We start from the raw sequence: 12,038 nt of genomic DNA on the forward strand, positions 1-12,038 counted from the left end.
GGGTGCCAGATTTACTGCGTCTCTAGTAATGCAGTATCCCCACCACCTAATGCTTTATACAGGGTGATGATATTGGCTAAACGGGCGCGTTCGCTTTCCAGTTTAGCCTGTTCTGCAGCAAATAGATCCTGTTGTGCGCTTAGCACTTCAAGGTAGCTGGCTAGTCCTGCTTTGTACTTAGCTTCCGCTAAATACAAACGACGCTTTTGAGCCTTGACCAGATCAAGGTTTGCGTTCAGCTCTTGATCAAAACTCTTGCGGTTAATCATCAGTTGATAAACCTCGGCAAAAGCCTGTTGTATGGTTTGCTCATAACTGGAAATCATTTGTTCTTTCTGCGCTTTGGCAACATCAAGTTGTGCATTTAGGGCATTCCCAAAAATGGGCACTGATATTGATGGCATAAAGGTCCAGGTTTCCGAGTCGCCGTCAAACAGGTTATCTAGCTCATTGCTGGCAAAGCCAAAATCACCGGTTAGCCGCAAGCTTGGAAAATAAGCAGCCCGAGCAGCGCCGATATTGCCATTGGCTGCATACAGTTGATGCTCTGCGGCCAACACATCAGGCCGGCTCAGTAGCACGTTTGAACTGATATTGTCGGGTAATTCAAGACTCATTAAATGTGGCATTTGTTGATTGTCAGTCAATGAGACTAGAGAGAGAGGTGTGCCAATCAAAAGCTCCAGGCTGGTCTTTGATACCGCATACAGGCGCTCCAGCTGGGATTTGCGTGCTGATACTTGTGCCAAAGCTGCCTGGGCCTGCGTTAAGTCTAGATCGCTGGCTATGCCATTGTCTTTGCGCTTTTGAATAAGGTCCAGACTTTCTTGGCGACTATTAAGCGTTTGCTGAGCGAGACTCAGGTTTTCTTTTGCTGACAGCCAGGAATAATAGGCGTTGGCGGTTTCTGCGATGACAGAAATTTTAACGAAGCGTTTCGCCTGTTCAGTGGCGTAAAATTGATTTAAAGCTGCGTCGCTCAATGAGCGGATACGACCAAATAAGTCGAGCTCGTAAGAAACGAGTCCGACCGATGCATCGTAGCGATTGAACATTACGCTACCACCGGTAAAGGTTGATAAATCTCTGCCCCGAGTCTGGCTAACCTCACCACGGAATCCGGGGACATATTCTTCCCACTGTATCTGGTAACGACCCTTAACCTCTGCTACACGTGCTGTCGCTATCCGTAAATCACGGTTATGCTCCAGCGCCTGAGCAATCAGTGCCTTAGCATTGTCGTCGGTAAAGAAATTTTGCCATTCCCTTAAGACTACCCGTTCGGCAACTTCTGTTTCATGTTCAGAAATAGCAAGGTTTTTTGCGACCGGTAACTCTGGCCTCTCATTATCAGGCGCCATCGACAGACAGCCCGATAAAATGAATAGTGCCGCTAAAGGCGTTAAACTTTTTTTAATCATCATTAATCTCCATTCCTCTGGCTGCCATCTCATAGTGCTTGAGTTTGCGAGGGAAAATCTTCCGTACCAGTAGATAGAATACTGGCACAAATATAATGGCGAGTATTGCAGCTGAAATCATACCACCAACCACACTGGTGCCTATTGCTTGGCGACTGGCTGAGCCAGCTCCGGTGGCCAGCACCAGAGGTAACACTCCCATGATGAAGGCCAATGAGGTCATCAGGATGGGCCGCAAACGAAGTCTACAGGCTTCAGTTACTGCTTCCAGTGGGCTCTTACCTTCTCCTTCGGCCTCACGGGCAAATTCAACAATCAAAATGGCATTCTTTGCGGATAGGCCGATGATAGTAATCAGTCCAACTTTGAAATAGATATCATTGGGTAAACCGCCAATAAATGCGGCAATGATCGAGCCCAGGATCCCTAGCGGTGCGACAAGAATCACTGATAGTGGCACTGACCAGCTTTCATATAACGCAGCCAGAACCAGAAAGATCACCAGGAATGACAGGGAAAACAGCAAGGTGGTTTGATTACCCGCCACTTTTTCCTCTAGCGATTGCCCTGACCATTCGTAACCCAAGCCTTTGGGGAGCGCCTGTGCGAATTCTTCCATCAGCGCCAGTACTTCACCTGAGCTGACCCCAGGTGAGCCGCTACCGGTTATAGGTAGCGAGGGTGAGCCATTATAACGAGTGAGCTTGGCCGGTGCTTCTGTCCAGTGGGCTTTAGCCACTTCTGAAAGGTTAACCAGATCACCTTGATCGTTACGCACTTGCATGCTCAGGATTTCATCGGGGGTTGAGCGTGTTTCAGCGTCTGACTGTAACCAGACCTGACGGACTTTCTGGCCTTCTACATAGTCGTTGATATAGGCTGAGCCGAGAGCAATTTGTAACGTGCTATTGAGTTCGCCAATATCGATTCCCAACGAACGCGCCTTAATGCGATCTACTTCAATGGTCAGTAATGGAGCCGGTGGTAATGTGTCGGGGCGTATTTCAGCAAATTTTCCTGACTGCGATGCCATACCTACCAGCTGAAATGCGGCGCCCATAAGCTGGTCGGTACCAACTCCAGATTTATCCAGAAGCTGGAAGTCAAAGCCGCTGCTGTTACCAAGACCCGGAATGGGTGGCATGTTGAAAGCAAAAGTCGAACCTTCTGAATATTTCATAAACTCAGCAGTAGCGGCAGCCGCAAATTCGTCTGCGTTACGCATGCCTTCGCGCTCAGCCCAGGACTTAAGGTTAACAAAGGTAATCGAGGTGTTCTGGCCGGTACCGAAAAAGCTGAAACCGGCAACCGTAATAATTCGCTCGACTTCGGGTTGTTGTAAAAACCAGGCATCAGTCTTCTGGGTTAATTCCAGAGTACGGCTACGGGTTGACCCTGAAGGCATCAAGGAAGAGGATACTATGAAGCCTTGGTCTTCCGAAGGTACGAAACCAGTGGGCATACTGGCAAAACGCCAACCGACAAGCCCGCAGATGACTACAAAAATAGCCATCGTTATGAGCTGCCCGCGTTTGTTGAACAGTTTCTTTTCCTGGCTCATATAGGTTTCAGTGAACCAGTTAAACCCTTGGTTAAACCAGCGGAAAAAAGCCCATTCCTTTTTTTCTTTTTTGTCTGTTTTTAAAAAGCCTTGCGCAATTGCGGGGCTGAGGGACAGTGATAAAAACGCTGAAATGGAAACGCTTAATACGATGGTTAAGGAGAACTGCTGATAAATGCGACCAACTGAACCAGAGAAAAATGCCATCGGTATAAAGACAGCAATTAGTACTGCGGTGGTACCGATAATGGCGCCAGAAATCTGTTTCATGGCTTTTTTGGTTGCCTGATAAGGGCCAAGTTTTTCTTGATCGATAATCCTCTTGATATTTTCAACCACGATAATGGCATCATCGACCACGATACCAATCGCAAGGACCATCGCGAACATGGTTAGCATGTTGATGGAGTACCCTAATAAGTAGAGTCCCATGCCGGTACCAATTAAGGATACTGGAACAACAATGAGTGGAATGATGGTGGTGCGCCAGCTCTGTAAGAACAGAAACATCACCAAAGTGACGAGAAAGACTGCTTCAATCAAGGTTTGAAAAACCTGGCCAATGGACTCATCTATGAATATTGAAGTGTCGTACGGTACAACCCAGGACATATCTTCAGGAAAGTACTGCTCGAGTTCCGCCATCTTGGCTTTGACCGCTTCAGCAGCCTCTAAAGCGTTACCTGTATTACTTAGCTTTAAGGCAAATGCTGCTGACTCCTGACCATTCAAAAAGGCCTGAGCGGTATAACTGTTAGCCCCACGCTCAACCATTGCTACATCCTTAAGTCGGACTATGGCTCCATCTGATGAGGAACGTAGGATGATATTGGCAAACTGCTCAGGCGTATTCAGCCGAGAGGGGACTAGGATGGTAGCATTGATTTGCTGGTTGTCTGGTGCTGGCAAGGAACCGAGCTCGCCAGTAGCCAGTTGCGCATTCTGGTTACGGATAGCTTCTGCTATCTCGTCAGCAGTAATTGCATAAGAGGCCATTTTTTTCGGGTCAACCCAAATGCGCATGGCATAAGTGGCGCTGAACAGCTGTGCGCTACCAATACCGTCTATACGGCGCATTTCACCCAGGATGGCACGGTCAATATAATCTCCCAGGTCGGTTGCGTTATGGCTACCATTGGGTGAGTAGAGTGAGACTACCATCAAGAAATCGGGGCGAGTTTTGTCAATATTTACCCCCTGGGTGCGAACGGATGAAGGTAGGCGTGCTTCCACTCTTTTTAAGCGGTTCTGCACTTCTACCCCAGCAATATCAGTATCAGTACCGGTTGCGAAGGTCAGAATAATGGTCGAGGTACCGGTGCGCGAGCTTTCCGATTTGATATAACGTAGTCCCTCAATGCCGTTCATCTCTTCTTCGATAACGCTGGTGACGGTATCTTCGATCACTTTGGCCGAAGCACCCGGATAGGTGGCGTTGATGGTGACCTGTGGCGGTGAAATATCTGGGTAAGCCATGATCGGCAGATTTTGTACTGCTAACGTGCCCCCCAGCAGAATTAATAGCGAGATCACCCAGGCAAAAATGGGCCGGTTGATAAAAAACTGTGCCATGGTCTAGTATCCCTATTGTTGTATATGCGAGCTATTTGATGGGGCGGACATCGCCTGTACAGGGGTTCCTGGTTGCAGAAACTGGGTGTTGCTGGTGATGATTTGATCGCCAGCTTTAAGGCCGCTTTTGATGACCCAGTTCTGACCCATCATAGGTCCGAGCTCAACAGGTTGGAAAGCGAGCTTTCCGTTCTGAATGACTTTTACTACAGCGCCTTGCCCGGTTAATTGGACTGCTTTTTGCGGTACCTGTACTAAAGTTGTTGAGTCGGCTACGGGGGCTTTGACTCGTACAAACATACCGGGTAGCAACTGATAATCAGGGTTTTTAACCGTTGCGCGAAGAGCAACCGAGCCTGTATCCGGATCCACTGATAAACTGGAAAACTCTAACTGTCCCGGATGGCTATAAGGAGTACCGTCAGCGAACAGGATTTGCACTTCTCTTGAAGCTGCATCTGTTGCTTCAGAATTAGCAAAAAGATCACGCAACTGATTGATTTCAGTGGCTGAACGAGTGAAGTCAACATACACTTGGTCCAACTGTTCAATGGTGGCTAAATGAGTGGCTGAACTAGCGCTGACCAGTGCTCCTTCGGTCACCAACGCACGACCAATACGGCCAGAAATAGGAGCCTCAACGGTGGCATAATCCAGGTTGATCTGAGCTTTTTGCAATTGTGCTTTAGCTTGTTCAACCTGAGCATCGGCCTGCAGGCTTTGTGCCTGGTAGGTATCAAATTCCTGCTGGCTAACTGCGCCTTGTTCTAACAATTGCTTATAGCGCTTGAGTGTTTGTTTGGTGAGCTTTTGTTGTGCCTTGGCAGTATTCAGGTCTGCGCGGGCAGCAGCTAGATTGGCTTTCATGATTCGATCATCAATTTGGAACAGTGATTGACCTTTTTTAACGTCCTGTCCTTCTGTAAAAATACGTTTTTCCAGAATGCCATCAACACGGGCACGTACTTCTGCGGTACGAATTGCCAGGACGCGGCCGGGTAGATTTTCCGTTAAAGTGGTTTTTCCTGCGCTAACTTCCGTAACTTGCACTGGTACTGCTTGCTGAGTCTCGTCGGCAGCCATTGCATTACCTACAAAAGTAACAAGTAGTGCGCTAATAATTACAGCATGTCTCATGGGGGTAAATCCTTCAGTGATTCCAATTTTTAATAGCGGCCCAAGCGAATTCGACCATTTGTTCAACCAGTGACTCATCAATTGACTGATTATTGAGATATTGCCAGTGCATAAAATAGCTAAAGCCGCCATAGATCTGGATGTGGGTATCAGGAATGGTATTTACACGAATGATTCCCTGATCGTAGGCTTCCTGGTAGAGCTTGATGAAAGGCTCAAACACGTGGAGTAATTGATCCCGAGTCTTATCTTCAATAACCGGCGATAATCCATAAAGGTGACTGAAGCGGAAGTAAAGGCAATTATCAAGCATGAACTGGATCGTTGAACGATAAAGTTCCTTAAATCTTTGTTCGTAACTGTCTTGCGAATGATAATGCTCAAGTAGAAACTCTGCTTCGCGTTTCTTCACATATAAAAAGATTTCATTGATGAGTTGCTCTTTACTTTCGAAGTAATTGTAAACGCTGCCAGTAGCCACATTAGCCTCTTTTGCTAATAGTGACATGGAAGTGCCTTGCAGACCTCGCTCTACGAATAAGCGAATTCCTGCCTCCAGAATTTGTTCTCTTTTAGACATAGAATAGGAGAAACACAGTATAAAATGAACGTTCATTCATTTTACATGGGTGACAATAGAAATAACAAGCTTAAATCAGTCAGTGAAATGTAAAAAAGTGTTTGTTTGAGATTAAATACGCACTCAATCAACAACAAATACCTGATTGCCCAGTTGTTTGTTGCTTTATGCATTGCCTGATCGGCTGCCTGAATCAGCTTGAGTACCGTGTTTCCATGGAGGGATAAAGTGCAATGCAAATATGACTTAATGCTAGCCTATTTTTTTAATAGTTCCCAAGGAATATATTGGTAGCGGCTACCTGGGACTAGCTACTTGCTGGAATTATTTACTGTATACAGCTCATTGAAGTGATAAATATTATGTTAGGATTTCCAGAGTTTCTTGAATGGCGATCGACTCTCTGGGGGAATTAAATGAAAATTACAGCGCGATTATTACTAGGCGTTATTGGTTTGCTGTCTCTGCATACGCTTGAAGGTAAAACCTTTGAGCAAGGCGTAAACAAGGTTGAAGTTCCACAAGTGCTTGCTCATCGAGACAGAGCAGAGCCGATTAATCAGATGCTGAAGCACCGACTGGATGTCTTGTTACCTCAATTGATGGCTGAGTCCGATCTGGATATGTGGCTGGTTATCAATAGGGAGTACGGTGAAGATGCGCTGTTTTATACCCTGGTTCCTGAACCGACTTTTGCCGCGCGAAGAACGACACTATTGGTTTTTGTTAGAAGCGATAAAGGAGTAGAAAGGTTTAGTGTGAGCCGCTATCCAATTGCGGGCTTTTATGAGAGCCGTTGGCAGGGTGGTAGCGATGAAGAGCAATGGCAACGTTTGGCCGAAATCATCAAAGATTATAATCCACAGAAGATTGGTATTAATGTGAGCGAAGAGTGGGCGGTAGCGGATGGCTTATCGCAGGGACTTTACAAAACATTAATGAGTCACTTGCCGGAGGATTTTGAAAAGCGTTTGGTAAGCTCTGAAGAATTAGTCATACGCTGGTTTGAAACGCGAACCCAACCTGAAATAGAGGTCTATCCGCAGATAGTAGCCATTGCAAGAGGCGTTATCGGCGAGGCTTTTTCAACCAAAGTCATCACTCCCGGGGTGACCACCGATAAAGATGTTAGTTGGTATATTCGTGAACGTTTTGAGGAGCTTGGCTTAAGACCCTGGTTTCAGCCTTATGTCACCGTCCAACGCAAAGGTGACAGCAATGAGCCTGACTCGCCATTCTTTGGCAAAGGTGACAGAGTGATTATGCCGGGCGATATTATTCATACCGATGTGGGTATCTGCTATTTAAAACTGTGTACTGATACCCAGGAGATGGGGTATGTGGCCAGATTTGGTGAGTATCAAGTGCCGCAAGGACTAAAAGATGCTTTGGCGCAAGGTAATCAATGGCAGGATATATTAACCGATGAATTTAAAGCAGGCAGCACGGGCAACCAAATCCTTAAAGCAACTCAAGCGGCTTCTAACAAGCAAAAGCTTGAGTCGAGTACTTACACACATCCATTGGGATATGTTGGACATGCTGTCGGCCCAACGATTGGCATGTGGGATAATCAAGGACCGACGCCAATAAAGGGGGACAGAAAGTTGTATCCAAACACAGCTTATGCGATTGAAGGGAATGTTAAAGTGGCATTACCTGAATGGGACAATCAGCTGATTCAGATTATGCTGGAGCAGTCCGCTTTATTCGATGGCAAGGAAGTTATTTATCTAGCAGGAAGACAGACTGAGTGGCACTTTGTTCGGTAGAGTTATAGTGGATGTTGTTCACAAGAGCCGGCCGTCAACTAGTTGGCTCTTTAGTTTCTAGCTTGTGTTTTCAGGCTGCTTTTTAGCAATATGAATAGTCTTCCATACCTTGGCGATGAGCAGGCCATCTTCATCATGAATATCCACTTCGAATACAGGTTCGATCACATCCTGTTCTTTGAGTTGTAAGTTGATATCCAGTAAGTCTTGTTCGGTCAGTTTAAACTCGGCAAATACATCTTTACGGCCCGGTTTAATAAATTTGATTTCTGCCTTTTTGTCCCACACTACATAGTCGCGTCCTAGTTTATGCAACAGCAGGAGCATATAGAAAGGATCGGTCATCGAGAACAGTGCGCCACCGTAATGAGTGTTGACGTAATTACGATTGAACCAGTACTTGCGTAGACGAATTTTGGCATATTGCCAATCATCATCGAGTTCTAAAACTTTAATGCCTGAGCCCCAAAAGGGTGGCCATAGGTTCATTGTTAGTTTAAGTTTCTTGGCGCTTAACTGTTTCATATCGTGACTTACTCTTTAGGCTCATCTGTGTTTTTCTGAGCAGCTTTGGGAGCATACAGCTTGGCAAATATGAGTCCTAGTTCAAATAAGATCCACATAGGGATGCCGAGCAAGACCTGAGAGATGACATCTGGTGGCGTTAGTAGCATGGCGAAAATAAAGACACCAACCACAATATAAGGCCTTTTGTCACTGAGTGACTGATGACTGACCATGCCTGACCAAATCAATAACATGGTGGCGATGGGAATTTCAAAAGCTAATCCAAAGGCAAAGAAAAGTTTGAGTGCAATAGATAACACACTATTAATTTCTGGTAGATAATTAATACCTTCAGGGCCAATGCTGGATAGGAAACCAAAAATAATAGGGAAAATAAGAAAGTAAGCAAAAGCAATCCCTGCATAAAAGAGGAAGATACTGGATAGTAGCAACGGAATGGCGAAGCGTTTTTCGCTCTGATATAAGCCCGGTGAAATAAACATCCAAATCTGATGAAGTACATAAGGCATGGCAATAAAAAACGCGGTGACAAAGGCTAACTTAAAGGGCGCAAATAATGGCGAAGTGACATCAGTGGCTATTAAGCTGGAACCGTAGGGTAGTTGTTCAATAAGTGGTTTAGCCAGCAAAAGATAAAGCTCATTGGCAATGAAGGCTAGCCCAATAAAAAGGCAAACGATCACTAATACGATGCGCAGTAGGCGATTACGCAGTTCAAGTAAATGGGCAATTAAAGGTTGTTCGGAATCTTGGCTCATCAGGATGGCTTATCTGAACTTGGCTTAGATGACTGGAGTTTTTGCTGTTCGTTAGTCAGAGCTTGTTCACTTTGTTTTAATGCCTGCTCGGCTTTAGCAATGGTCGCTTGCGCCTCTTCACGCAAACGCTGTAGCTCCTCATCGGATTCCGCCTGCTCCATGATCTTTTTTTCATGTTCAGCAATGCGCTTTTTCATCTCTTCAATCTCGAGTTCACGAGTGACCTGCTGATTGAACTGGCTAAAGCCACGCTTGGCTTTGCCTACCCAGCGCCCAACCGTGTGCATCGCTTTGGGTAGGCGTTCAGGGCCAAGTACCACCAGCGCGATGACCACTATCAGTAATAGTTCGAAGAAACCAATATCAAAAGGCATAAGTTAGATTTTGGCGGTTATTGATGAGACAGTTTCAGGACTTTTTGTCTTGGCTTTTATCTGCAGAGCCCTGCTCAGCTTTTTCTTGCTGTGTGCGATTGCTATCAAAGTCTGCATCTTCAGATTGGTCTTCGACATTTTTAGCATCAGCTTGCTTATCTTCATCTTTGACCGCTTTTTTGAAGTTCTTAAAGGCAGAGCCAATATCGCCACCGGCATTGCGCAATTTTTTAGTGCCGAATAGCAACAAAATAATAACTAATAGTATGAGTAATTCCCAAATACCAGGTTTCATGCTTTTACCTCAAGCTTAATAGCTTATACAAATGGCATGCGACCAGCGCCGCCTAAAATATGAATATGGATATGATACACTTCCTGACCGCCATCATCACCTGTATTTATGATGGTTCTAAAGCCACCGCTTAAACCTGCCTGGTTAGCTATCTGCGGAACTTTAATCATCATATAGCCCATGATGTCAGCATCCTGCTCCGTAACCTCAGCCAGGCTGGCAATATGCTGCTTAGGAATCATCAGTAAATGTGTGGGTGCCTTTGGGGCTATATCCTTAAACACCAGAATTTTATCGTCTTCATACACCTTATCGCTAGGTATATCACCGGCAATAATCTTACAAAATAAACAGTCACTCATAACGTCTCCTTTGTCGGCAATGATCAATCATTTAGTGGGCCACAGGCTCTTAATCATGAACCAAGCGGCGCCTGCGCCGAGAATGGCTGCTGGCCACCAGTCATGGGGTACTGCAAGATAACTAATACCGCTTAATATGGCCAGTGAGCCACCAATAAAAGCATGCTTCAACGCATATTGCTGTTCTAGCTTATGGCGTTCAAGCTCTGTGAACTGAGCTTTCAGTTGCTCAAATTGATTCAGGGTTTGTCCAATACGGTGAAAATTATCGAACAATAGACCTGGCAATTTAGGGGCCTTATGTAACCAATCGGGGAACTGACGCTTAATATCCTCAAACATGGCTTTCGGCCCGACCTGTTCACGCACCCATTGCCTTAAGTAGGGCTGGGCAGTTTGCCATAAATCCAGTTGTGGATATAGCTGACGTCCAAGTCCTTCAACATAGAGTAATGTTTTTTGCAGTAATACCAATTGAGGCTGAACCTGCATATTAAAGCGACGCGCTGTTTGAAAAAGCTGGATTAGGAAATGACCAAACGAAATTTCAGCCAGTGACTTACCAAAAATGGGTTCACAGGCAGCGCGAATGGCTGACTCGAACTCAGGAATCGAAACATCGGCGTCAATCCAGCCAGATTCAACATGTAACTCAGCAATACGACGGTAGTCCCGATCAAAGAAGGCAAGGAAATTATCCGCTAAGTAGCGCTTATCGTTTTCATCGAGCGTGCCCATAATGCCACAGTCAATTGCGATATATTGCGGCTCTAATGGGTTGGTTACATTGACGAAGATATTGCCAGGATGCATGTCTGCGTGAAAAAAGCTGTCACGAAAAACCTGAGTGAAGAAAATCTCAACGCCACGATCTGCTAGCGCCTTCATATCAACACCGCTGGATTTAAGTGCTGCGATGTTGCCGATTGGGATACCAGAAATTTTTTCCATCACCAGCATTTTGACGCGAGTATAGTCCCAATAAATTTTAGGGACGTACAATAGATCAGAGTCTGCAAAATTATGGCGAAGGTGAGAGGTGTTGGCAGCTTCTATACGTAAATCGATTTCACGAGCTAAGGTGCTGTCGTATTCTTTAACCACCTCGATAATTCGTAATCGCCGCGCTTCGCTGGAATATTTTTCTGCCCAATTTGCCAAAGAGTGCATCATCTGCATATCACGAAGAATCTTACGTCGTATGCCGGGGCGCAGGATTTTAACCACAACTTCTTCGCCATTATTCAAAGTGGCTTCATGAACTTGAGCGATTGAAGCCGATGCCAGCGGAGTATCATTGAAGCTGGCAAAGAGCTCAACAATCGGTGTATCTAATTGTTTTTCGACGATTGAGCGAGCAACAGCTGAGTCAAAAGGCGGCACCTGGTCTTGCAGCTTTGCTAGTTCATCGGCAATATCCGGCGGAACCAGGTCGCGGCGAGTAGAAAGCATTTGTCCAAGCTTGACATAAATTGGACCAAGTTCAGTGAGTGCCAGACGCAAGCGTTCACCGCGAGATTTGTCTTTTGCCTTGCGACGTAGGCTCAGCGAAAAGAGTTTTGCCAGTGGGCGAAATCGAGCCAGGGGAGTCGGGGCTAGAAATTCATCCAAGCCATAATGCACCAGCGTTCGGTTAATTCTTAGAGCATGGTGTAATTGTCTAATAGCATTCATGCTG

The 12,038-nt window shown here is 45.7% G+C and carries 11 protein-coding genes; 1 reads left to right on the plus strand and 10 read right to left on the minus strand.

Features of this window, described 5'->3' with window-relative positions:
* Window positions 1-11: 11 nt before the first annotated feature.
* The 4 genes from ACN0VI_RS03570 to ACN0VI_RS03585 are packed head-to-tail and all read right to left on the minus strand — an operon-like array spanning window position 12 to window position 6,307.
* Window positions 12-1,424: an efflux transporter outer membrane subunit gene (locus tag ACN0VI_RS03570; RefSeq protein ID WP_417445808.1), complete on the minus strand. Its 1,413-nt coding sequence runs from the start codon at window positions 1,422-1,424 to the stop codon at window positions 12-14.
* Window positions 1,414-4,554 (minus strand): multidrug efflux RND transporter permease subunit, encoded by a 3,141-nt coding sequence (locus ACN0VI_RS03575; RefSeq protein WP_331892985.1) that lies wholly within the window; start codon window positions 4,552-4,554, stop codon window positions 1,414-1,416. Before ACN0VI_RS03575 ends, ACN0VI_RS03570 begins: the two co-directional genes overlap by 11 nt.
* 12 nt (window positions 4,555-4,566) lie before the next feature.
* Window positions 4,567-5,691 (minus strand): efflux RND transporter periplasmic adaptor subunit, encoded by a 1,125-nt coding sequence (locus tag ACN0VI_RS03580; RefSeq protein WP_331892987.1) that lies wholly within the window; start codon window positions 5,689-5,691, stop codon window positions 4,567-4,569.
* Between the two features lie 13 nt (window positions 5,692-5,704).
* Window positions 5,705-6,307, minus strand: a complete 603-nt coding sequence (locus ACN0VI_RS03585) for a TetR/AcrR family transcriptional regulator (RefSeq protein ID WP_417445809.1) — start codon at window positions 6,305-6,307, stop codon at window positions 5,705-5,707.
* 380 nt (window positions 6,308-6,687) lie between these two features.
* On the opposite strand from ACN0VI_RS03585, the gene ACN0VI_RS03590 reads away from it, so the two are divergent.
* Window positions 6,688-8,043 (plus strand): M24 family metallopeptidase, encoded by a 1,356-nt coding sequence (locus ACN0VI_RS03590; protein WP_417445810.1) that lies wholly within the window; start codon window positions 6,688-6,690, stop codon window positions 8,041-8,043.
* A gap of 57 nt (window positions 8,044-8,100) precedes the next feature.
* On the opposite strand, the gene ACN0VI_RS03595 is transcribed toward ACN0VI_RS03590, so the two are convergent.
* The 6 genes from ACN0VI_RS03595 to ubiB are packed head-to-tail and all read right to left on the minus strand — an operon-like array spanning window position 8,101 to window position 12,034.
* Window positions 8,101-8,568: a DUF4442 domain-containing protein gene (locus ACN0VI_RS03595; RefSeq protein ID WP_331892990.1), complete on the minus strand. Its 468-nt coding sequence runs from the start codon at window positions 8,566-8,568 to the stop codon at window positions 8,101-8,103.
* Window positions 8,569-8,576: 8 nt separating this feature from the next.
* Window positions 8,577-9,329, minus strand: coding sequence for a twin-arginine translocase subunit TatC (gene tatC / locus ACN0VI_RS03600; RefSeq protein ID WP_417445811.1), 753 nt, complete (start codon window positions 9,327-9,329; stop codon window positions 8,577-8,579).
* Window positions 9,329-9,703: a Sec-independent protein translocase protein TatB gene (tatB, locus tag ACN0VI_RS03605; RefSeq protein ID WP_331892994.1), complete on the minus strand. Its 375-nt coding sequence runs from the start codon at window positions 9,701-9,703 to the stop codon at window positions 9,329-9,331. The genes tatC and tatB overlap by 1 nt, the downstream gene beginning before the upstream one ends.
* A gap of 34 nt (window positions 9,704-9,737) precedes the next feature.
* Entirely contained in the window at window positions 9,738-9,998 is a 261-nt protein-coding gene (tatA, locus tag ACN0VI_RS03610) for a twin-arginine translocase TatA/TatE family subunit (protein WP_331892996.1), read from the minus strand.
* Between the two features lie 23 nt (window positions 9,999-10,021).
* Window positions 10,022-10,360, minus strand: a complete 339-nt coding sequence (locus ACN0VI_RS03615; protein ID WP_331892998.1) for a histidine triad nucleotide-binding protein — start codon at window positions 10,358-10,360, stop codon at window positions 10,022-10,024.
* A 27-nt stretch (window positions 10,361-10,387) separates the two neighbouring features.
* Window positions 10,388-12,034 carry a ubiquinone biosynthesis regulatory protein kinase UbiB gene (gene ubiB / locus ACN0VI_RS03620; protein ID WP_417445812.1) on the minus strand — a complete coding sequence of 549 codons (1,647 nt, stop codon included), beginning with the start codon at window positions 12,032-12,034 and terminating at the stop codon, window positions 10,388-10,390.
* Window positions 12,035-12,038: the final 4 nt, after the last annotated feature.

Source organism: Kangiella sp. (genome assembly GCF_048265365.1).
Classification (GTDB): domain Bacteria; phylum Pseudomonadota; class Gammaproteobacteria; order Enterobacterales; family Kangiellaceae; genus Kangiella.